A 23497-nucleotide genomic window follows, 5' to 3' on the forward strand; every position below is an offset into this window, starting at 1 on the left:
CTTGGCTCACTTCACAATCAGTATTCATTGTTTATGAGCCAGAAAAGTGGGGATCCCTCAGTACCCGTGATACTTCACGTTACCAAGGAGAAAAAATCATCATGAAAATAGGTCATGTCGCTAAAGCCACAGGCTTGTCAATTAAAAGTATTCGGTATTATCACGATATCGGTCTGGTAAAAGGACAACGAGGTGCCAATGGTTATCGAGAATATGCCCCTTCGCATGTAGAAGCACTGTCTTTTATTCATCATTGCCGCTCATTAGGCTTTACTCTCGATGATTGCCGTGCATTACTTGATTTAAAAATGAATCAATCTCGCCATGCTGAAGATGTTAAAGTACTCGCGAAACAACATTTGACGACGATTAGCGATAAAATCAGACAATTACAAATACTGGAACAACAGCTCAAGCATCTTATCCATGATTGCGAAGGCGGCGAACAAGCTAACTGCGCGATACTCACAGGACTGAGTCAAGAGATTTCAGCCACTGATCAGCTTCAAAAAACGAAAAAACCAACCTAACTTGAGGTTGGCTCTTCTTGCTTTATGAAAACAATTCTAAAACATTACATACCAAAGGTATAACTCATACCAATATTAAATAAATTATTTTGATAAGCTGTCTTCAGGTCATATTCATAACCCTCTGTCGTCGTTAGCATAGATGATTTCATTTCAGGTGCGCGTAAATGACGGTATTCAGCAAATATTCGCATACTCTCACTGGCTTGGAAACCAACCCCCACTATTCCTTGATAAGCGACTGCCGTATCCGTTTCATTACTCATAGTGACCATTTCAGATGTAGAAGCTGAGGTCATCAAGTAAATACTGTCATTATATCTGGTCTCCATGTCGATCACGCCCACACCTAGCCCTCCATATGGGATCCAAGCGCTTCCCGTAGGAAAGTCATGTAACAGATTCACACCATACCAATTTCCTGAAACTTTATCACCTTGAGTAATATCATCGACTCTATCCATTTCATCACTTAAATAAGTAAACTGTAACTCAGTGCGCCAATTATTGTATTTGACCCCTAGGCTAGCTCCAACATTATAGCCCATATCAAATGTGGTTTTTACACCCACAACCCCATCTTTTGGTGTTGATATTTGATCGTGTAAATAATTCGCCCCTCCAGATAAACTCATATAAAATAGTGCTTGATTTGCTGGCGGCGGCGGTGGAGTAGGCTTATGCTTAGGGATCCCATCAAAATAATACGTCATGCCTAAATTAAATAAAGTGAATTCATAATAACTCTCAAGATTATCGCTACTAGTTCGTGTCCAGTTTGTCATTTGAGTTGAACCAATATGCCTCACTTCTGCTAACAAGCGCATCTCAGGAATGGGTTGATAAGCGATTCCGACTGTTGCTTGATACGCAAAAGCAGAATCAGAGCCGGGTTCATTATGCTCAATATCGTTAGTTCCCTTTAAACTGTAATCACCAAAATTATTGTTCATGGTGATCCCCCCAAGGCCAAATCCTGCATAAGGGATCCAATGTTTACTAAGAGGGAAGTCACGCAATACATTAAATCCGTACCACACTCCTTCTTGATAATTGCCTTGCTTAATATCAAACACTTTATCAATATCATTGTATAAATATGTCATCTGTACTTCAAAGCGCCATGGCCCCACTTGCTTTCCTAAGCTCACTCCAGCATTAAATCCCCAATCATAGGTGACAATACCCACGCCATTATAGAATTCATCAGCAATACTCCGTTGGGGCTCTAAATAACTGGTACCCGCTGATGCCGTCACATAAAATCCATTAGGCTCAAAATGAGGTGGTAGAGGTGGGGGAGCTTTAGGCCCATGTTCATGGACCTCTTCAGCATATAACGAATGGCACATGAGAGAACACGGTAAAACCAAAGCAACAGCTATGCATTTTTTCATTTCATTCATCCCTATATATTTATTATCAACATCCATCGTTTTACCTAGCGCCTTGAACAAGGGTGCTCTGAACAAGTAAGTAAAACACAAAATAAATATAGTGCAGGTTTGAGAAATATCTATTATTCACTGAGCAAAATTACTCAGCGGCTCCCTTTTCATTAAATCGACACAGCTCCTGAATAAATAAGACAAGTTTAAAATCCCAACCTTTCAAAGCAAGGACAAGCTCGCGCACAATACATTACAGAGATGCTAGCCGATATAAATACTAATCATTTTTTCGTCAAACATCCTAAGCGTATTTTATTCCTGTCATATAGATCTTTTTCTGACTAGATCGCTCCCCACGATTGCCGTCACAGAATGCAGGTATTGGCATTCATTGCGATTAACAACCAATAAGTGACTCTCTTTTTCAAAACCAATTAAATGCACCTTGCCAGCTCTTTCATATAAAAAGTGCATCAATTGGCAATGTGTCTGATAAACCACAAATACATCATTACCCGACACCAAAACTTGCTGAGGATCAGCATTCAATATCGCGACCTCTCCTTCTAAATAGCGGCCTGTATTTTCGGTAATTTTCAATCCATAATAGGTTGAATTATGCCCAAACTGAAGATCAACCACTTCAGTTGTCAATGGCCTATCTTCTACTGCCAAGGCTAACCATTGATGATCTGGACCAGAATGCTGACAACCAATAATGGCAAGCGTATCATTACGCGTGGACGGAATGTTACATTCATAGCCAAAAGCCAAAGCTTCAGGGCTTAATTGCAATAATTTAGCTAATTTGACTCCAGTGACAAAGTCGACACCTGAAGTATGGCCATTTTCGAACAAAGACAAACCTCCCGGACTCAACCCGACTGCTTTCGCTACATATTTCGCTTGATAACCCAATTGAATACGTTTTTGTTTTACTCTTTTTCCTAATGCTTGCATGACATTTCCCATAATTATGCACAAATGGCACTTAAAAAATTAAAAGTCATATTAAGCCATTCATATCTTTTCAGTTACTTAAAATAAATATCAATTAAAATCAATTATTTATATAAAACAAAAAGAATAATCATTCTTTTTGTTTTTTCAAAAAGACCATTTATTACAAATTTAGTATAAAAAACTTTTTGCTTCTTAAAGCGAATTTATGCTATTTTACAGTCTAAATTTAGAATAACAAATTTATTATACTAAATTTTAATGTGGAAATGAACTCACTTTAAGGGATCCACAAGGAGAGTGTTGAAAAGCCCATAAGCGGGTTTAAAGTGAAACGCCGTTGACTCAATTGGTGTTTCACTTTCATACCAATTCTTTTGGTATCACTAGGGAGTCGGGGCACCTTGCCCCGCACCTATAACAACAAGCAGGCCAAGGACGACAAAAATGAAAATATTAAATTCTTTCAAACTATCACCACTCGTTGCTTTAATTAATATTAAAACCTTAGGTAAAAAAGAAAATGCCGTCATAGCCACTATTGGATGCGTTATTGTCAATGTTGTCACATCAAAAATTGTTGATGAATGCTATATTCGCTGCCAAACAGAACTTCAAAGCCATCGCACCACAGATGAAAGTAGCCATTACTTTTGGCAACGACAGCGTATTAACAATCCTGCGGCTTGGAAAGAAATATTTGCGCCAAATTTGCCTCGTCGTCCTTTAAAAGGTGCCTTAGAAGATCTCGCTCATTACATTAACCAACAATTTCCAGCAAATAGTATTGTTCAGCTTATGGGAAATAACACAGAATTTGATAATGCCATTTTATCTCAAGCATACCAACAAGCAGGCTTAGTGCCACCTATATTTGAATATGAAAATCAATCACTCGTCACTATAAGTTGGCTTTCAAAAATGTTATTTGGTTATGATCCTCAACACCAACTGCCCTTTAAAGGCACAAAACACCATGCACTTCACGATGCTCAACATCAGGCAAAAGTGTTATTGGCCATAATGGATAAATTATTTATGTGTACGGCAGATCACCTTGAGGCTGAAATCGCTTAAAAAATTCCTGAAGTTTTTCACTTAATTGCTAATTAAAACCTTCCTTATGGTATAAGCCAATAGCACGACTGAGATCTCGATAACTTGATACTTTTTCAACCTCCAGCCTTTTCGATAAGGCTTTACCCGTTAAATCACTTTCGGCCGACACCTTTAATAAACGATAACCTTCAATTTTATCTTGTAAAATTTCATTAAAAATCAATGAAGAACGTCTCATATGGTAGGAGACTGTCACTAATAACAGTTGATTAATATGTTTGCGCTTAATAATAGGCAGTAAATTGCTGGCATTGCCCATCGTATCTTGTGCTTTATCTTCTATAATGATGCGACTTGGGCTCACGCCTTGCTTAACTAACCACTGTTTCATCGCAACAGATTCAGGCATACGGGTTTGCACAGCAGCGCCAGTCACAAAAATACTGGCTTGAGGATAATTCCTTGATAAGATCAAGGTTCGCTTTAACGTATTGAGCAACCTTGGTTTAGGACTACCGTCAGCATTAGCAGGGGAACCTAAAGCAATAATCCCAATTGAGCTTGGCTTAACATGAGCAAGATCATCATTGACATCCTGCTTCCAAACATTATCAACATTAACAATAATCTTTTCTAACACTTCTGCCGCAGCGGGTTGTAGGGATGTTAATTTATCTCGCCATTGAGCATAATCGGGGCGCATTAATGCATAACTGTATAAGGCTTTTAAATACAATGCCTGTATATCATTAGGATCACGGACTAATATTCTATCGGCAAAATCAAATATCATGTCATAATTGTCAAACATTCCCCCCATAGTCAAACCCTGCCGAAGTAAATTCAATGGGTTGGACGAAGATTGGATCAAGGCATTAAGTTTACTTTGGCTTTGTTTTTCCTCTCCTTGTTTAAAACCTTGTAACACATCGGCCAATAACATTGCTTCTGTCTCATGCTGCGTATTCAATACGGCCATGCTTTGAGTCGATACTAGTCCCACTAAAAGTAACAACACTCGACAACATCTTTGGCCCTTAAAAATCGTTAACTGTATCAAAAAATCACTCTCTTTTTATTTGTGCTCTACTCAATCTCAGTCAATCTACGACCTGAGCCCAATAGCATTTTATACGGTTATTAGAACATAAAAAATAATGAATAAAATGACATTGAGCAAAACAAATTAAAGCAATGAAAAGAAATGAAAAAATAAATAACAAAACCCGTTACATCCCCTGTAAAGTCGATAACGATAAAATCAATAAATAAGTTATAAAACAATATAATAGAAATATTCTTCAGCCAATACTCGGCCACGCCATTCGCTCATTTCGTTAAGCCACGCCAACAATTCATGCCTACACACCTTGTCCCCGTATTTGTTTTCTTCCATACTCATGGAAAGTTTATCTTTTTACGGCTCTTTTTACGGCGATCTAATAATGTAATATTAGCCTACACCAATCGAGCCTTCATGCATTAATTGAGGTACTTTCATGATGCACCCTTCCTCCTATTTCATGGGTATTGATGGCGGCGGCAGTAAATGTAAGGCCATATTGGTTGACCAAAATAATACTATTTTAGGAGAAGGGTTATCTGGACCTGCAAATCCTAGATTTGGCTTTCAACAAGCCATCAGTGCCATTGAGCAAGCGGCTTCACAAGCCCTGTACCAGGCGAACATCAAGCAGCTTTCCTTAGGAGAAATCACCGCTGGCATTGGTCTTGCTGGAGTTAACTTACCTCATTATTATCAACAAGTATTAGACTGGCCCCATCCTTTCTTAACATGCCACTTGACAACCGATCTTCACATTGCTTGCATGGGAGCACATCAGGGACAAGATGGCGCTGTGATTATTCTTGGCACCGGAAGCTGTGGCTTCTCAATCTATCAAGGAAACAAGATTGAATTGGGTGGATATGGCTTTCCCCATGGGGATAAAGGCAGTGGAGCTTGGTTAGGGTTACAAGCCATTTCCCATACTTTAAATGCAATGGATGGCATCACTGAAAAAACCTTATTACAGGATCAACTCCTCACACAATTTAATGTAAACAATGCTATCGAACTCAGTGAAGCAATCTCTGAAGCTTCTTCCGCTATTTTTGCCTCGATCGCCCCCCTTGTTTTTGATTGTGGTAACCAAGGTGATCCCACAGCAGTCCAAATTATCGAAACAGGAGCTAATTACATTAATCAATTAGCCAAAAAGCTCATTCAGCAAGAACAACAACCTTTAGCCTTCGTCGGCGGACTGACTCAAGGGTATCTGCCTTGGCTAAGCCCCTTCATCTTAGCCAATATGCGAGACGCTAAAGCCTCCTGTGAAATGGGAGCCATTCTTTGGGCTAGACAACAAACGCAATCGCCTTTTACACAGACCTTTAAGGATACCTTATGAGTGCTTGTATAATGGAACAAGAAACGAAGCAAACACCTGAGCTGATTGAAAAACAGTTAAATTTGAACTTACCCATAGTCACGCGTATTGGCGAAAAACTAAGAGAATTTGATCCCAGCGTTGTTGTTTTTATTGGCCGTGGTTCTTCCGATCATGCAGGTGTCTTTGGTAAATATTTAATTGAAATTGAAGCGGGTGTTCCCGTAAGCCCTTCCTCACCATCAGTATCCAGTATTTACCTTAAAAAAATGCAATTTAAAAAAGCCGTTGTGATCGTCATTTCTCAATCAGGTCGAAGTCCAGATATTTTAACCCAAATCAGAATGGCTCGCTCTCATGGTGCCTATACCATTGCGATTATCAATGATGAAACGTCCCCCATAGCGACATTAGTCGATGAGGTGCTTCCCATTCGAGCCGATAAAGAAATTGCTGTCGCAGCAACAAAAAGTTACTTATGTACGCTAACCGCTTTAATTCAGCTCACCGCACACTGGACACAAAATAGCTTCTTACTTCGAGAGCTCAGCAAACTGCCAAAAGCCTTAAATAAAATAAATTCACAAAAACCACAACTAAAATCATCCGACTTAAAAAACATCTTTAGCTTAGTCATTTTAGGGAGAGGATTTGGCTTTGCCATCGCCAAAGAGATGGCACTGAAGTTAAAAGAAGTGTGTAGTATTCATGCTGAAGCCTTCAGCAGCGCTGAATTTTTGCATGGGCCCATCGCAATTATTCAACACGATGTCGCACTACTCGATGTGTGTGTACAAGATGAAAGCCTGAGTGTCCATCAAGTTCGAATAAAAGAATTAGAAGAAAAGAATACAAAAATCCTGCATTTATCGCCTTTAAACACAGATGTTCATCCAAGATTATCCCCCTTGTTACTCATGCAACGATTTTATTTGGATATTGCTAAAGCAGCGATAAAATTAGGCTTTGATCCTGACTCCCCGAAAGGCTTACGAAAAGTCACTAGGACATTATAATTGTGATTAACTCTATTAGCGTGTCTCACTTTTTCGACGGCGACGTATTCCATTACAATAAGACCCTATCAATTGAGCAGGGGATCATTACACAAATTGACGATATCTCCCCCGCAAACGATAAGGTATACCAAGGACTCTTAGTACCAGGTTATATTGATTTACAAGTCAATGGAGGAGGAGGAGCATTATTTACTCAAGATCCCACTTTAGCCTGTTTAAAACAAATGAGCCTAAGTCATCAAACCTTTGGCACCACCTCAATGTTACCAACATTAATTTCTGACCGCATTGCGATCATGGAGCAAGGGGCAAATGCCATCTCACAAGCCATAAAACAAAAATTACTCGGTATTGTAGGCGTTCACTTTGAAGGGCCACACTTATCAATTGATAAAAAAGGCGCCCATAACGCTGATTTCATTCGTCCACTCAACGAAAAAGACATGGCCCTTTATACACGCCAAGATCTTGGCAAAGTCTTGGTGACTTTGGCCCCTGAGTCTGTTTCTCTCGCGCAAGTCAGTGAACTTAAAGCCGCAGGCGTCACTTTAGCTTTAGGTCATTCAAACTGCCATTTTAATACCGCTCAGCAATATTTCAATGCAGGGGTAACAGGCGCCACACACTTATTTAATGCCATGTCAGCCCTCAAGGCAAGAGAGCCTGGTTTACTGGGCGCCGCCTTAATGAATGATGATGTGTTTGCGAGTTTAATCGTTGATGGGCAACATGTTCACGAGCAATTATGCCATTTAGCGTTAAAATTAAAGCCCGAAGGTAAACTCTTTCTCATCACCGATGCCATGTCCCCTGTTGGCTCAACAGAAAAGCAGTTCAACCTCAGTGGAAAGAAAGTCACCTTAAGCAATGGACAATTGCGATCCGAAACTGGCGAGCTGGCGGGCTCCGTTTTAGACATGGCTTCAGCCGTTCGTAATGTCCACCAGCGACTGAAGTCTCCTTTAGCAAAAGCGCTTCGCATGGCCAGCACTTATCCAGCTCAATTTATCGGTTTAAACCATCTTGGTCAATTAAAACCTGGCTATCAAGCGAATATGGTGTTACTTGATAAGCAAAGCTTAACCGTGATGGCTAACTGGATAGCAGGCAATAACGTTTACTCATCTTTAAGGTCATAGATTATGGTAAAGCCTCAAAAAACAATCTCCAAAGCCAGCCATTTTTGGTTCCCAATGAGTGTCGTTGCTGGATTATTCTTTATTTTAGGCTTTACCACTTGGCTCAATGGCTCTTTAATGCCCTACTTGAAACAAGTTATTCAGTTATCCGCATTTGAAGCCACTCTGATTATTTTCTCTTTTTATATTGCTGTCACTTTCAGCGCCATTCCTTCAGCCCTCCTCATTGGGAAAATAGGGTACAAGAAGGGAATGAGTGCAGGTCTCGCTATAATGGCGTTGGGAGCAATCTTGTTTGTGCCCGCAGCAAGAATGCAACTTTTCAGTTTATTTTTAATTGCTCAATTAATCATGGGAATGGGTCAAACCTTATTACAAACTGCTGTCAACCCTTACGTCATTCAACTCGGTGATGAAAAATCTGCCGCGGTAAGAGTCTCTATTATGGGCATTTTAAGTAAAAGTGCCGGTATTTTAGCGCCAATTGTCTTTACGGCTTTAATTCTAAGCGAATTTAAAGACACGACACACATCACGCTGACTCCACTAGATATCAGCAATATGATAGAGCACCTCATTACACCTTACCTTAGCATGGCCTTCATTTTACTCATTCTAGCCTGTATTATGTTCATACTTCCTTTGCCAACCATTCAAAAAGAGACCCCTAAAGCCAATATGGATTGGCATTCCATCATTGAATGCCTTCGTTATCCACATCTCCGCTTAGGCGTCCTCGCCATTTTTCTTTATGTGGGCGTTGAAGTCATTGCCGCAGACACAGTTGGCACCTTTGCATTGTCATTACATCTGCCAAATTACTCTGTAATGACAGCTTATACTATGGCATTTATGGTATTAGGTTATTTGTGTGGCATAGCCTCCATTCCTAGGCTCTTATCTCAAGAGCAAGCCTTAACCCTCTCCGCTGTATTAGGGGTCATTCTCAGTATTGGCATAATCGTTTCCAGCCCAGAGTCCTATTGGGTTGACACTCATATCGCCCATATTGGCGACTTTCCAGCGCTACCCGATACCCTGTATTTAATTGCCTTATTGGGCTTTGCCAATGCTATCGTTTGGCCAGCAGTTTGGCCATTGGCATTATCGGGATTAGGCAATCTAACCAGTACTGCATCCGGTTTATTAGTGATGGGCATTGCAGGTGGCGCAATTTTACCTGTATTGTGGGGCTATTTATCAGAAACGTCTCTAGGGATGCAAAATGCATATGTAATTTTAATCCCCTGTTATTTATATATCGTATTTTATGCGATTAAAGGTTACCACTTAAAAAAATAATGCTTCACTTACCCTTCTTACGCTTAAGGCTCATACTCGTATTAGACCAAAGAGGGGGAAATATGCTTTGATCGAGCCCAAAAAACGAATACCTCACCCTAAAATAAGCCAAAAATCATACTCTGTTTAAATTTGTAATATTTACAATTACTGTAACAGCCGAAAATGATAGCTGATACAGTCTCCATTGAACTTTGTTCTCTACTATCTTTTCATAGCCATCCATAAAGAGGTTTATATGCCTTCTATTGAGAAAGATAAAAAAGCATTGATTCGACAGGCCTACGCAAATGCCGTCAAGGGTAAAGATCAATATGTTTCGGGTGAACAAATCATGGCAACTAATAACAAGTCCGTGATTGAGCTCGCAGGATATACATTAGAGGGATTAGCAAGAGTCAATGAACAAGTATTAGAGTATAATTTCTCCTGTGGAAACCCCGTTGACATCGCCAATATTCGTTTAGGTAACAGAGTATTAGATTTAGGTTGTGGAACAGGATTAGACTTAATGTTAGCTGCAGAAAAAGTTGGCCCCTTCGGCCATGTTATTGGCATTGATATTACTCAAGAAATGTTAGATATTGCCGATAAACACATTAAGGCATCGCCCTTTAACAATATTGAACTCATCAACGCCCATATCGAGTCTATTCCCTGTCCAACTAACAGTATTGACAATGTTATCTCTAATTGTGTCATCAATTTATCTTCAAACAAAAAGCAAGTCATGTCTGAAACCTTTAGAGTACTTAAACCCGGTGGCAGCATTGCTTTTTCTGATATGGTCATTGACGACACAATACCAAATTGGATCATTAATCAAGCAGCACTCTATGCAACTTGTGTATCTGGTGCAACACAACTCGAACATTATTTATCTATCATGCAAAATGTAGGGTTTCAAGATATAGAAATAATCGGATTTAAAACTTACAGTCAAGAAGAAATGCTATCAGTACTGGATATCGAAGCCACACAAGTTAAACAAGGAGTGGGTGAAGCCTTATTTAACCATATGCTGACAGGCGTTAAAGGAAAAATTCACAGCGTGCATATCACCGCTAAAAAATAATGGAAAGGGTAAAAAATATGAATAAATAAAAATACCTAAGCCATTCTGCATAACTTAGGTATCAATAATCTCATAAAGACTCACTTATCGCCTTGCAACTTAAAGATACACAGCGATATACCAACAAATTGCTCAATTGACTTTATGTAACTTTCTTTCTGCAGAACTCCAATTCAAGTGGTACTTTTCACCTAAAGGCGCATCAATCCTTTCAAAGGTATGAGCGCCAAAGAAATCCCGTTGTGCTTGCAGTAAATTTGCAGGAACAACAGCACTTCGATAACTGTCATAATAAGCCAGTGCTGAGCTAATACAAGGTGCAGGAATGCCATTTAGCACAGCTTGTGACACAGCTTGACGCCAATCATTTTGCTTTTCAGATAACGCACTGCTAAAAGTATCCGCCATCAATAAATTTTCTAATTCACTTTCATTGGCATCTTGATAGGCTTGAGTGATCGACTGTAAAAATGTTGCACGAATGATACATCCTGCACGCCAAATTTTTGCGATTTGTGCAAAATCAAGTTGCCACTCTTGCTCTTTACCCATCATGGCCATCAATTGGAAGCCCTGAGCATAACTCGATACCTTAGCGCAATACAGAGCATTTTCGAGTTGCTCAATAAACACTTCAGCCTTAGTGTCATCGATCAGTCCTTTGTTGTCTGTATTGGGACCCGCTAACAATGTACTTAGCTTCACCCTTTGAGATTTTTGAGTACTTAATGCTCGCGCATAAACCGCTTCTGCAATCGTTGGAGCAGGACAACCAATTTGTAAACTGCTCACCGCCGTCCATAAACCCGTTCCTTTTTGACCCGCTTTATCTAAAATAAGCTCAACGAGTGGTCTTGAGGTGACAGGATCCGCTTGCTTTAAAATATCGGCACTGATCTCCATCAAGTAACTGTTCAAACTGCCTTGATTCCAACGTTCAAAAATAGCAGAAATCTCAATGGCCGTTAATCCTAATCCTTGGCTCAGTAAATGATACGCCTCGCAAATAAGCTGCATATCAGCATATTCAATACCATTATGCACCATTTTAACGTAATGCCCCGATCCCGCAGGCCCAATATAGCTAGTACAAGCTTCGCCTTCTGTGACCGTTTGCCCAGGTTGTGTTCGCTCTATAGGTAAGCCTGTTTTTCCGTCCACTTTTGCCGCAATGGCTTCCCAAATGGGTTGAATACGAAGCCATGCTTTTTCATCGCCACTGGGCATTAAAGAAGGCCCAAAACGTGCCCCGACTTCTCCACCCGACACGGCACAACTGAAAAAAGTAAATTGGTGGCGGTATTTTTTCTCACGCTCTATGGTATCAGTCCATAAACTGTTACCGGTATCAATCACGATATCATCCTGTTCAATACCCGCCTCTATCAGCACTTGACACACACCATCGACTGGCCCGCCCGCAGGGACAGATAACACCACAATTCGAGGTTTTTCAAGTTCTGCTAACATTTCGGACACGTTATCACAGCCTTTAACACCTAAGGGCCTATTTGGTTCCACTTCCTTTTGAGCTTGTTTAATCAATCCTGTCACTTTTAAAGCATCAAGATCAAAAGCAGACACTCGATAGTGATTGTCTGCAATGTTCAATGCTAAATTCTTTCCCATTACCCCTAAGCCAATAACGCCAATATCATAAAACTCGGTTTGCATCTTCATGTGTATTTGATCCCAACGATCGTAATAAAAATCTCAACGATTAGGGTCTGTTGACCTTTCATGATTAAATTATGTTCAGATAAACGTGTTTTAATCGCGGCGAGAGGGATGACGCCTAGTCATTCTAAGCCCTGCTTCTTTAACAAAGAGGCTCTCAACAAAGAGTAAAACACGTTTAGCCTGATCCTACGGACAGCGCTTGTCGCTCCTTTTTACGGCGTTATCGCTTATTTACGGACGACCCCAAGGATGGGGAAGGTAGAGCGACGTTTGAACCCAAGCCAAGAATGACTACACTGCATAAGCTCTGCCTTGTATAAAGAAGCGACAAACTGCAGCAGAAATAATCAGCAAAGATCAACAGACCCAAATCAGCTATTTTCCCCAAAGTATATACTTAAGCTAGGCGTAAAAGCGAACATTTCCTGCTACCTTAGTACGATAAAGAAAACAATATAAACAAAACACAAAGTACTTTAACAACAAATATATAAAGCAACATTTCAATATACAAAACATTAAAATAACAAGTTTCATTTTACTTTATAAACAATCACGAACCTAGCATTGGTCAGCCCTCTGGCAAGGGGGCTTTACATTCATGAATACTGATAAAAGTTGCCTCAAGCTTTACCTTTACGTAAACTTCATATATCTTGAAATTTACGTGATCCCTAAGGCATTAAGTATGGCCAATAATCAACCGTCATCCATGACTTATTCAATCAGTGATTTATCAAAAGAGTTTGATATCACGACGCGCAGTATTCGTTTTTATGAAGATCAAGGCTTACTCAAACCTAAACGACGCGGACAAACACGCATCTACAATTTAAAAGATAAAGTCAGATTAAAACTGATTTTAAGAGGCAAACGTTTAGGTTTTTCTCTCGCTGAAACACGTCGATTGTTTGAACTTTACGATGCCGATAAGAATAGCACGACTCAATTGCACACTATGCTCAGTCTCGTCGAAGAAAAAAAACGTGCACTTCAGCAACAAATGGATGATATCAAAGTGGTATTAATGGAACTTAATTCAGCAGAACAGCAATGCCGAGCGGCCTTAGAACAACAAAAATAATCGCTATTGAATTAAATAAATTCAACGAATCAAACAAGAGTACATAATAATAAATACATCATCAGGATAACACAGGTATGAGCCAACTTTACTCTACATTAAATTTCGGTCTCGGCGAAGAGGTTGACATGTTACGCGATGCCGTTCAAAGCTTCGCGGCAAACGAAATTGCCCCCATCGCTGAAAAAACCGATGTTGATAATGCCTTTCCCAATGCCCTTTGGCCTGTGCTAGGCGAAATGGGATTACTTGGAATCACTGTCCCCGAATCATTTGGTGGCGCCAATATGGGGTATTTGGCTCATGTCGTCGCAATGGAAGAAGTGTCTCGTGCTTCAGCCTCAATTGGGCTAAGTTATGGCGCTCATTCAAATTTATGTGTCAACCAGATAAACCGCAATGGTAATAACGCTCAGAAAGAAAAGTATTTACCTAAACTCGTCAGCGGTGAACACATAGGCGCTCTGGCGATGAGTGAACCTAATGCCGGCTCAGACGTAGTCTCAATGAAGCTGCACGCCCGTAAAGAAGGTGACCGTTATATTCTCAACGGTAATAAAATGTGGATCACCAATGGGCCTGATGCCAATACTTATGTCATTTACGCTAAAACCGATTTGAATAAAGGCGCCCATGGAATAACCGCATTTATCGTCGAACGAGGCTATAAAGGCTTCACTCAAGCCCAAAAACTCGACAAACTGGGAATGCGAGGCTCTAATACTTGTGAGCTGGTATTTGTTGATTGTGAAGTGCCAGAAGAAAATATATTAGGCGGTGTGAATAATGGCGCTAAGGTGCTGATGAGTGGCCTTGATTTCGAACGTGTTGTGCTCTCCGGTGGCCCACTTGGGATCATGACAGCCTGTATGGATATTGTGGTTCCTTATATTCATGAACGTGAGCAATTTGGCAAATCTATCGGTGAATTTCAATTAGTTCAAGGGAAATTGGCAGATATGTACACAGGCATGAACGCCGCTAAATCCTATGTTTATAATGTTGCTCGTGCTTGCGATCGCGGCGAAGCCACTCGTAAAGATGCCGCAGGTGCCATTTTATACGCCGCAGAATTTGCCACTAAAATGGCGCTGGATGCGATTCAACTTTTAGGTGGTAATGGCTATGTTAATGAATATGCCACTGGCCGCTTACTTCGTGACGCGAAATTATATGAAATTGGCGCTGGTACCTCTGAAATCAGACGTATGCTCATTGGACGTGAGCTTTTCAGCGAATCGAAATAATACGCTTCAGTCAGAGCGCGCCAACCCATTGTTTCGTCGCCCTCAAGACATCCAATTACCCAATACACTTATGATTGGATATCATTTTTATCGAGCTTAATGAGTTTTCACTTATCGGCTCCTAGTACTAAAAGGATGTAAACCGTGACGCAGATCAGCAGCCGCATTAACACTCGCAGCGATGAGTTTAAAGCCAAATATGATGATATGCTTGCGCTAGTGCAAGATCTACAACACAAATTGGCCGAAATAGAACAAGGGGGTGGCCCCGCAGCCCTTGAACGTCACCTATCCAGAGGCAAACTTTTGCCCCGTCAGCGCCTTGAAAAATTACTGGATCCCAGCTCCCCCTTTTTAGAGTTGTCACAATTTGCCGCCTTTAATATGTATGGCGAATCAGTCCCCGCTGCTGGGATCATTGCAGGAATTGGACGTGTCAGTGGTATTGAGTGCATGATCATCGTTAACGATGCGACGGTTAAAGGCGGAACCTATTATCCTATTACCGTCAAAAAGCACATTCGCGCCCAAGAAATTGCCGAGCGCTGTCAACTGCCCTGCCTTTATCTCGTCGACTCTGGCGGCGCAAACTTACCTAGGCAGGACGAAGTCTTTCCCGATAGGGATCATTTTGGCCGTATTTTTTACAACCAAGCCCAAATGTCATCCAAAGGGATCCCACAAATTGCCGTCGTCATGGGATTATGTACCGCTGGAGGCGCTTATGTGCCCGCCATGGCAGACGAATCTATCATTGTTAAAGAGCAAGGCACTATTTTTCTTGCCGGTCCGCCCCTTGTTAAAGCCGCCACAGGCGAAGCAGTCTCAGCAGAGGAACTGGGCGGCGCCGAGGTGCACACTAAAATATCCGGTGTCGCCGATCATCTAGCACAAAATGATGAGCATGCGTTAAGCCTTGCTCGTCAAAGCGTCTCTCGTTTAAACCGCAATAAACCCATCACAAGTCAATTAAAACCCACGCGCCCACCTCGCTATGACGCGCATGAATTATACGGTATTGTTGGCACCGATCTTAAAAAGCCCTTTGACATCAAAGAGGTCATTGCCCGCATCGTGGATGATTCCGATTTTGATGAATTTAAAGCCAACTATGGTAATACTTTAGTGTGTGGTTTTGCTCATCTTCATGGTTACCCCATAGGTATTGTGGCCAATAATGGCATTCTATTCTCCGAATCCGCTCAAAAAGGCGCGCATTTTATTGAGCTTTGTTGTCAGAGAAAAATCCCATTATTATTTTTACAAAACATTACTGGTTTTATGGTTGGCAAAAAATACGAGCATGAAGGCATTGCCAAACATGGCGCCAAAATGGTTACGGCAGTTTCATGCGCCAATGTGCCCAAATTTACTGTAATTGTCGGCGGCAGTTATGGCGCGGGTAATTATGGTATGTGTGGCCGCGCATTTGATCCTACCATGATGTGGATGTGGCCCAATGCTCGCATCTCGGTCATGGGCGGCGAACAAGCTGCAGGTGTATTAGCCACCGTTCGCCGAGATGGTTTAGCCCGCAAAGGCATTGATTGGTCAAGCGAAGAAGAGCAAAGCTTTAAAGCACCAATTATTGAGCAATATGATAAAGAAGGTCATCCCTACCATGCCAGTGCACGACTTTGGGATGACGGTATTATCGATCCGGCGCAAACCCGTGATGTTGTTGGACTGGCATTATCAGCCGCGCTCAACGCCCCCATTCAAGACACGCGCTTTGGTGTATTTCGTATGTAAACCATGCCCCTTATGGACTGATCAATGAATTAAGAGAACATCATGAGTACAATACCCGAGTTTAATTTTATCCAATGCCGTGTTCATCAAGGAGTGGGTGAGCTCATTCTTGACCGCGTAGAAAAACATAATGCCTTTAATAATGCGATGATCGCAGAGATGCTACAAGCGCTTCATTACTTAAGCAACGCTCAAGATTGTCAATTGCTAATGTTAAAAGCCAAAGGCAAAAACTTCAGTGCTGGAGCTGACTTAGGTTGGATGCGTCAACAAGCCAACATGAACTTTGAGCAAAACCTCAATGATGCCAAGCAACTGGCTGAGCTCATGTCAATGCTCGATGACTTTCCTAAACCCACATTAGCCTTAGTGCAAGGGGCCGTTTTTGGTGGCGCCCTTGGCCTCATATGTTGCTGCGATGTCGCTATTGCAACCAGTGGAACACGCTTTTGTCTCAGTGAAGTCAAATTGGGACTCATTCCCGCCGTGATCAGCCCTTATGTGATCCGTGCCATGGGAGCAAGAAACGCAAGACGTTACATGTTAACAGCAGAAGTCTTTAGCAGTGACACAGCGCAAAAGTTGCAGGTGATCCACGAAGTCAATGACAGTTTAGACTTAGCTGCTGTGCCCATTATGACGGCACTGAAAAACAACAGTCCACAGGCGATGGCATGGGTCAAGACCTTAGTCAAACACCTTGAAGATGGGAAGATTAATCAAGCCACTCACGATTATACCAGTGAACGCATTGCCCGTATTCGCGTCTCCAAAGAAGGTCAAGAAGGACTGAATGCGTTTTTCGATAAACGAACACCAGACTGGAAAGTGGGCACAGATCCACAAGGAAACCCCTAATATGATCACCAAATTACTGATTGCGAATCGCGGCGAAATCGCCTGTCGAATCATACATACCGCCCAGAAAATGGGCATAACAACTTATGCAGTCTATTCTGATGCCGACAAACACGCCAAGCATGTGGCGATGGCCGATCACGCCTTTTATTTAGGCGCCAGCGCACCGAGTGAGTCCTATTTAAAAGGCGATTTGATCATCGATATCGCCAAAGATCACGATATTGATGCCATTCACCCCGGCTACGGCTTCTTGTCTGAAAATGCCGATTTTGCACGTCAATGCGAACAGGCCCATATTCATTTTGTTGGCCCAAGCAGTGATGCCATCCATGCCATGGGCAGTAAAAGCGCGGCCAAAGCCATTATGGAAAAAGCCAATGTGCCCTTAGTCCCCGGTTACCATGGCGATGAACAAGACGATGACAAGCTCATCTTTGAAGCCAATGCGATGGGATACCCCTTGCTCATTAAAGCGGCTTTTGGTGGCGGCGGTAAAGGCATGCGTATTGTTGAGAGAGAAGCCGATCTGCTTGAAGCCATTCATTCAGCAAGACGTGAAGCCAGCACGGCATTTGGCAATGATAAATTATTACTGGAACGTTATTTACGTCAGCCTCGCCATGTTGAAGTACAAGTCTTTGCAGACAGCCAAGGCGACTGTATTTACCTGTCTGACAGAGATTGCTCTATTCAGCGTCGACACCAAAAAGTCATTGAAGAAGCCCCAGCCCCGGGATTAAGCGATACCCTTCGCCAAAAAATGGGGAACGCAGCCGTTGCTGCAGCCAAAGCCATTCATTATCGCGGCGCGGGCACCATCGAATTTTTACTTGATACCGATAATCGTTTTTACTTCATGGAAATGAATACGCGTCTACAAGTCGAACATCCCGTCACTGAAATGGTAACCGGGCTAGATTTAGTGCAATGGCAACTCGATATTGCAGCGGGTCATTCGCTTCCGCTTAAGCAAGAGCAAGTCAGCATTACTGGTCATGCTTTTGAGGCGCGCATTTACGCCGAAGATCCCAATAATGACTTTTTGCCTGCCAGTGGCACCTTAAGCTTTTTAAAAGAGCCAACGGCAAGCCCCCATGTCAGAATTGATTCGGGTATTCGCGAAAAAGATGAGATCAGTACGTTTTATGATCCTATGATAGCCAAATTGATAGTTTATGATAAAGATCGCCCGCATGCATTACGCCGTCTACAGGGCGCTTTAAGGGATTACCATATTGGCGGCCTAACTCACAACATTCCTTTTTTAGCCCGCATCGCCACACACTATGCCTTTATGGATGCCAATTTCAGTACCGACTTTATTGAGCGCTATAATGAAACCCTATTTACTCCCGCTCAAAGTGATCCGCTACTGCCATTGGCCTTAGCCGGACTGTATCAGGTGTGCTATCGCAAACAAGTCAATAGCAATCCACAGTGCGATGCTCACTCTCCTTGGGGGCTCAGCTCAGGCTTTAGGCTCAATCAAAATAAAACCCATCATGTCAACTTGTTAGATGATAATCATCAAGTACAAAGCTTAACCTTGCTTGAAACACAGTTAAGCAGTGCAACTTCCCCTTGCGTGTATCTATGGCAAACAAAGCAGGGACAATATCGCTTATCGGGACAGTTAACGGATCACACCCTTAACCTTGAAATCAGCTTTGATACTCAACAAACCGCTGATGATAACAAGAGTGTTCACTCACAGCACTTGCAAACGAATCCCTTACAGACGACTCAACAAATGCGTGTATTAGTGAGTCAGGTTGACGATGACTTCACCCTCTTCATGAACGGGCAATCTTTTCATTATCGCGCGATTCAAACCCAACAGCTTGAGGAGGATGATAATGTATTCGATAAACTCAATGCTCCCATGAATGGCACTGTGGTCACCCACTTAGTCAATCAAGGTGATAGGGTTACAGCCGGACAAGGCTTATTAGTCATGGAAGCCATGAAAATGGAATACACCATTGAAGCCCCCTTTGATGGCATCGTCAGTGAATTTTATTTTAAGCCCGGTGAGCTGGTTAGTGATGGCGTCCAACTGGTTGATGTTAAAGCCAGCTCTCAAGCTTAAAGGAAAACAACCATGACAGTGCAATCCCAGCTTTCCAAAAAAGTCAGTATTTTTGAAGTCGGCCCGCGAGATGGATTACAAAACGAGCAATCCGTCAGTACTCAGAATAAAGTCACTTTGATTGAGCAGCTAGCTCAAGCCGGACTCACGCGTATTGAAGCCGCCAGTTTTGTCTCCCCCAAATGGGTCCCGCAAATGGCTGACTCATTGAATGTGATGGCCAGCATAACCCGTCACCCCCATGTCACATACAGTGGCTTAACGCCCAATATACAAGGTTTTGAACGCGCATTGCAGGCCAAAGTGGATGAAGTGGCCATCTTTGGCTCTGCGTCTGAAAGCTTTAGTCAGCGCAATATTAATTGCTCCATCGCAGACTCTCTCGCCCGTTTTGAACCTGTAATCAAGCAAGCGATGGAACATAATATTCCCATTCGAGGCTATGTTTCTTGTGTGCTGGGCTGCCCTTATGAGGGTGATATTCCACTGAATAATGTGGTGAATGTCGCAGAAAAACTCTATCAAATGGGCTGCTATGAAATCTCCTTGGGAGACACGATAGGCGTTGGCACACCGATGCAAGCCAAGGCTATGGTTGACGCGGTGAGTCAAGTGGTACCCATTAATCAATTAGCCTTACATTTTCATGATACTTATGGCCAAGCACTCGCCAATATTTTGGCCTGTTTAGAAACTGGCGTGAGTGTCATCGATACCTCAGTGGCAGGCCTTGGCGGCTGCCCTTACGCCAAAGGGGCTGCGGGTAATGTAGCCACAGAAGATCTAGTGTATATGCTTCATGGAATGGGCATTGACACAGGCATAGATCTGATGAAATTGGCCCAAGCAGGCCAACAAATAAGCGCCGCCTTAGGCCGCGAAAATGGTTCAAAAGTCGCCAAAGCCATGCTCGCGAAATAGAGGTAATAAAATACGGTTAACCGTGATCTTGACGTCAAAAAATGCTATTAATCTATAATGATAGTCGCAAATTGAATATCTATTGTCACTCATCATGAGAGCGAAAAAGCGGCATCAATAATAACCATAAATCTCACCCTCACAACAAAGAGAGAATAAAAATGGCGGGACTCAATAAAGTGGTAACCAGCTATGAAGACGCAATGGCAGGTTTGAGCGATAACATGACCATCATGGTGGGTGGTTTTGGCCTATGTGGGATCCCCGAAGGTCTCATCAATCAAATGGTGACAATGAACACCAAAGGATTAACAGCCATTTCCAACAATGCAGGGGTCGATGACTTCGGCTTAGGACTACTGCTCAAACACAGACAAATTGATACCATGATCGCTTCTTATGTGGGTGAAAATGCCACCTTTGAACAGCAAATGTTATCGGGAGAGTTAAATGTGATTCTCACCCCTCAAGGCACATTAGCCGAAAAAATTCGCGCCGGTGGCGCAGGTATTCCCGCCTTTTTCACTGCAACAGGCTATGGTACTCCCATTGCCGAGAACAAAGAAACGCGAGAAATCAACGGCCACCATTATGTGCTTGAGCCCTCTCTCACCGCCGACTTTGCATTAATTCGCGCTTGGAAGGCCGATACCATGGGCAATTTAGTGTTTCGCAAAACCGCCGCCAATTTTAACCCTATGATGGCAACGGCGGGCAAAATCACTGTGGTTGAAGTTGAGCATATCGTAGAACCTGGAGAGCTAGATCCCGATCATATTCACACACCAGGGATCTATGTGAACCGAGTTATTCAAGGTACATTTGAAAAACGCATCGAGCAACGTACCGTACAAGCATCTGCTTAAGTTATCTTTATAGGAATCAATTTATTATGGCATTAACCAGAGAACAAATGGCACAACGTGTGTCTCAAGAGCTCAAAGATGGCTTCTATGTTAACTTAGGAATAGGCATTCCCACCTTAGTGGCCAATTATATTCCTGATGACATTCATGTCATGTTGCAATCTGAAAACGGCTTGCTTGGCATGGGGGCTTTTCCTACTGAAGATACCTTAGATGCAGATTTAATTAATGCGGGTAAGCAAACCGTGACTGCCGTTAAAGGGGCCTCTTTTTTCTCATCTGCCGAGAGTTTTGCCATGATCCGTGGTGGTCATGTCGATTTAACGGTATTGGGCGCTTTTGAAGTGGATGTGCAAGGCTCTATTGCCTCTTGGATGATCCCAGGTAAACTTATTAAAGGCATGGGCGGCGCCATGGATTTAGTCGCAGGCGCGGAAAATATTATCGTGACTATGATGCACGCCGATAAAAAAGGCAACTCAAAATTATTGCCTAAATGCGAACTGCCTTTAACGGGTTTTGGCTGTATAAAACACGTATTAACTGATTTAGCCTTAATGGATATTAAAGACGGTGCTTTTCATCTTGTAGAGCGCGCACCGGGTGTCTCCATAGATGAAATTAAACAAAAAACCGCTGGCGAATTAGTCGTGCCTGAACATGTTCCCGAGATGATCCTCTAACGCCTTCTTGCATCAGCAGCTAAAACCAATAGACCATGACAGTTGCCCCTGTCTTTTAATCTCAAAATGTAAAGGATATGGGCAACAATTTAGATGTAAAATCTATCCTTTTTTTTCACACTCATTAATACATTTCTGCCTATTCCTCCATAAAACAAGCTTAATTTATTGCTATGTATTGCACCTTAAAGTGAGCTACGACAGGATAAGCTCAAAAGTTCACTTGGCTTTCACCTAGTTATGAAAAAAACAACACAGCGCATGCCGTCATTATTGAGCGCATTACTCACAAGCACCCTTATGATGCCCGTCGCACTCCCCGCCTCCGCGCAATCCAGCGGCACTTTTAATAATACTAACAACAATATTAGCAACAGCATGAACAACACCAATACGACATCGAAAAAGATGATCGATAAGTTCCAGCAACATAATGATAACCTGCTCATTTCAGCCGTTGCTTGGAAGCAAACCGCAGCAGAATATAAGGCCCTGTATTACCAAGCTTTTAATATGGCTAAAATGCAAGTGGATCTCGCCCTTGCCAAACACCAAGCCGGTGACAAACCTTTGGCGGTTATTTCAGACTTAGACGATACCTTGCTCAATGCCAGCAACTATTGGGGTTATATGATTGCCCATAATCACGCCTTTTTTGACGATCCCATTTGGGATGAATGGGTGCCCAAAAACCTTTATACCGCCACGCCAGGTGCGTTAGATTTTGTGACATATTGTCAGTCAAAAGGCGTTGATGTCTTTTATGTCAGTAATCGCGATCAAGGGGAGAAAACTTGGCAATACGCCGCGGGCAATCTCACGCACTTAGGCTTCCCCTTTGTGGATAAAAAACATCTCATCATGCAACGTGATGCTTCCAACAAAGAACCTGCACAACAGAAAATCATGGAAGATTATGATGTAGTGGCCTTGCTTGGCGATAATCTCAATGACTTTCAGCGTAAATATTACAGCCAAAATGTGGATGAGCGTGCTCGCCTAATGGAACAAGATAAGGCCTTATTTGGCAGCAAATTTATTCTCATGCCCAACCCCACAGACGGACACTGGATCCGCGCCATATTTGGCGAATCTGAGCCTAAAGACACACCGGAAAACAGACAACGCTTTATCGAGGCGGCGACTAAGTCGGCTTGGAACGGAAAATAGCTGAGTTGTTTGAATGACAACTCATTGTCACCTTTTAATTAAGCAGTACTCAACCGTTAAAGAAAATCATCCCCTCATCTGAAAAAAATGGACTTTTACTTAAAAGTCCATTTTCATTATGTGGTTCGCTTTTGTTGAACCTTTACCTTTCATGGATATTTATACCAACTTCCATGTTTAAGAGCCAGTTCGACATCGATGCCTCTTATATGGACTCCCGTGAGTAATCAACCTTTTTGTTCAGTAAAATGAGTAAATGCGAACTTATATACGGGTTCT

Annotated in this window: 20 protein-coding genes; 16 read left to right on the forward strand and 4 right to left on the reverse strand. The window is 42.2% G+C overall.

Features of this window, described 5'->3' with window-relative positions:
* On the forward strand, positions 1-530 hold a 530-nt coding region (locus tag Q0791_RS19360), incomplete at its 5' end, for a MerR family DNA-binding protein (RefSeq protein ID WP_299010003.1).
* 44 nt (positions 531-574) lie between these two features.
* Here Q0791_RS19360 and Q0791_RS19365 read toward each other — a convergent pair.
* Together Q0791_RS19365 and Q0791_RS19370 are read right to left on the reverse strand one after the other, a co-directional pair.
* Entirely contained in the window at positions 575-1927 is a 1353-nt protein-coding gene (locus Q0791_RS19365; RefSeq protein ID WP_299010006.1) for an outer membrane beta-barrel protein, read from the reverse strand.
* A gap of 315 nt (positions 1928-2242) precedes the next feature.
* Positions 2243-2881 carry a helix-turn-helix domain-containing protein gene (locus Q0791_RS19370; RefSeq protein WP_299010009.1) on the reverse strand — a complete coding sequence of 213 codons (639 nt, stop codon included), beginning with the start codon at positions 2879-2881 and terminating at the stop codon, positions 2243-2245.
* Between the two features lie 447 nt (positions 2882-3328).
* On the opposite strand from Q0791_RS19370, the gene Q0791_RS19375 reads away from it, so the two are divergent.
* The gene (locus tag Q0791_RS19375; RefSeq protein ID WP_299010012.1) at positions 3329-3958 is read left to right on the forward strand and encodes a 3'-5' exonuclease; all 630 of its coding nucleotides are present in this window, start codon (positions 3329-3331) and stop codon (positions 3956-3958) included.
* Between the two features lie 28 nt (positions 3959-3986).
* On the opposite strand, the gene Q0791_RS19380 is transcribed toward Q0791_RS19375, so the two are convergent.
* Positions 3987-4958, reverse strand: a complete 972-nt coding sequence (locus Q0791_RS19380; RefSeq protein ID WP_299010015.1) for a YdcF family protein — start codon at positions 4956-4958, stop codon at positions 3987-3989.
* A 481-nt stretch (positions 4959-5439) separates the two neighbouring features.
* Between Q0791_RS19380 and nagK the strand changes: the two genes are divergently transcribed.
* From nagK to Q0791_RS19405, 5 genes are all read left to right on the forward strand, one after another.
* On the forward strand, positions 5440-6351 hold the full coding sequence (gene nagK, locus Q0791_RS19385; protein WP_299010018.1) for an N-acetylglucosamine kinase: 912 nt from the start codon (positions 5440-5442) through the stop codon (positions 6349-6351).
* Positions 6348-7346, forward strand: a complete 999-nt coding sequence (gene nagB-II, locus Q0791_RS19390; protein WP_299010020.1) for a glucosamine-6-phosphate deaminase NagB-II — start codon at positions 6348-6350, stop codon at positions 7344-7346. The genes nagK and nagB-II overlap by 4 nt, the downstream gene beginning before the upstream one ends.
* Entirely contained in the window at positions 7346-8488 is a 1143-nt protein-coding gene (nagA, locus tag Q0791_RS19395; protein WP_299010045.1) for an N-acetylglucosamine-6-phosphate deacetylase, read from the forward strand. The genes nagB-II and nagA overlap by 1 nt, the downstream gene beginning before the upstream one ends.
* A gap of 3 nt (positions 8489-8491) precedes the next feature.
* Positions 8492-9790, forward strand: a complete 1299-nt coding sequence (locus Q0791_RS19400) for a sugar MFS transporter (RefSeq protein WP_299010022.1) — start codon at positions 8492-8494, stop codon at positions 9788-9790.
* Between the two features lie 238 nt (positions 9791-10028).
* On the forward strand, positions 10029-10865 hold the full coding sequence (locus Q0791_RS19405) for a methyltransferase domain-containing protein (RefSeq protein WP_299010024.1): 837 nt from the start codon (positions 10029-10031) through the stop codon (positions 10863-10865).
* 132 nt (positions 10866-10997) lie between these two features.
* On the opposite strand, the gene gndA is transcribed toward Q0791_RS19405, so the two are convergent.
* Positions 10998-12545: an NADP-dependent phosphogluconate dehydrogenase gene (gndA, locus tag Q0791_RS19410; RefSeq protein WP_299010026.1), complete on the reverse strand. Its 1548-nt coding sequence runs from the start codon at positions 12543-12545 to the stop codon at positions 10998-11000.
* A gap of 688 nt (positions 12546-13233) precedes the next feature.
* Here gndA and Q0791_RS19415 point away from each other — a divergent pair.
* The 9 genes from Q0791_RS19415 to Q0791_RS19455 all read left to right on the forward strand — a co-directional run bounded on the left by Q0791_RS19415 (position 13234) and on the right by Q0791_RS19455 (position 23218).
* Positions 13234-13629 carry a MerR family DNA-binding transcriptional regulator gene (locus tag Q0791_RS19415; protein WP_299010047.1) on the forward strand — a complete coding sequence of 132 codons (396 nt, stop codon included), beginning with the start codon at positions 13234-13236 and terminating at the stop codon, positions 13627-13629.
* 77 nt (positions 13630-13706) lie between these two features.
* Positions 13707-14876, forward strand: a complete 1170-nt coding sequence (locus tag Q0791_RS19420; RefSeq protein ID WP_299010028.1) for an isovaleryl-CoA dehydrogenase — start codon at positions 13707-13709, stop codon at positions 14874-14876.
* A gap of 144 nt (positions 14877-15020) precedes the next feature.
* A complete protein-coding gene (locus Q0791_RS19425) occupies positions 15021-16628 on the forward strand; it encodes a carboxyl transferase domain-containing protein (protein ID WP_299010031.1) in 1608 nt (535 codons plus the stop codon).
* A 42-nt stretch (positions 16629-16670) separates the two neighbouring features.
* A complete protein-coding gene (locus Q0791_RS19430; RefSeq protein WP_299010034.1) occupies positions 16671-17486 on the forward strand; it encodes an enoyl-CoA hydratase-related protein in 816 nt (271 codons plus the stop codon).
* A gap of 1 nt (position 17487) precedes the next feature.
* Entirely contained in the window at positions 17488-19578 is a 2091-nt protein-coding gene (locus Q0791_RS19435) for an acetyl/propionyl/methylcrotonyl-CoA carboxylase subunit alpha (RefSeq protein ID WP_299010049.1), read from the forward strand.
* Positions 19579-19590: 12 nt separating this feature from the next.
* Positions 19591-20499: a hydroxymethylglutaryl-CoA lyase gene (locus tag Q0791_RS19440; RefSeq protein WP_299010036.1), complete on the forward strand. Its 909-nt coding sequence runs from the start codon at positions 19591-19593 to the stop codon at positions 20497-20499.
* A 161-nt stretch (positions 20500-20660) separates the two neighbouring features.
* Positions 20661-21365, forward strand: a complete 705-nt coding sequence (locus Q0791_RS19445; protein WP_299010039.1) for a CoA transferase subunit A — start codon at positions 20661-20663, stop codon at positions 21363-21365.
* 26 nt (positions 21366-21391) lie between these two features.
* The gene (locus Q0791_RS19450) at positions 21392-22048 is read left to right on the forward strand and encodes a 3-oxoacid CoA-transferase subunit B (RefSeq protein ID WP_299010041.1); all 657 of its coding nucleotides are present in this window, start codon (positions 21392-21394) and stop codon (positions 22046-22048) included.
* Between the two features lie 240 nt (positions 22049-22288).
* Positions 22289-23218 carry a 5'-nucleotidase, lipoprotein e(P4) family gene (locus tag Q0791_RS19455; protein WP_299010043.1) on the forward strand — a complete coding sequence of 310 codons (930 nt, stop codon included), beginning with the start codon at positions 22289-22291 and terminating at the stop codon, positions 23216-23218.
* The last annotated feature ends 279 nt before the right edge of the window (positions 23219-23497 follow it).

The sequence above is a fragment of the uncultured Shewanella sp. genome (assembly GCF_947495455.1).
Classification (GTDB): domain Bacteria; phylum Pseudomonadota; class Gammaproteobacteria; order Enterobacterales; family Shewanellaceae; genus Shewanella.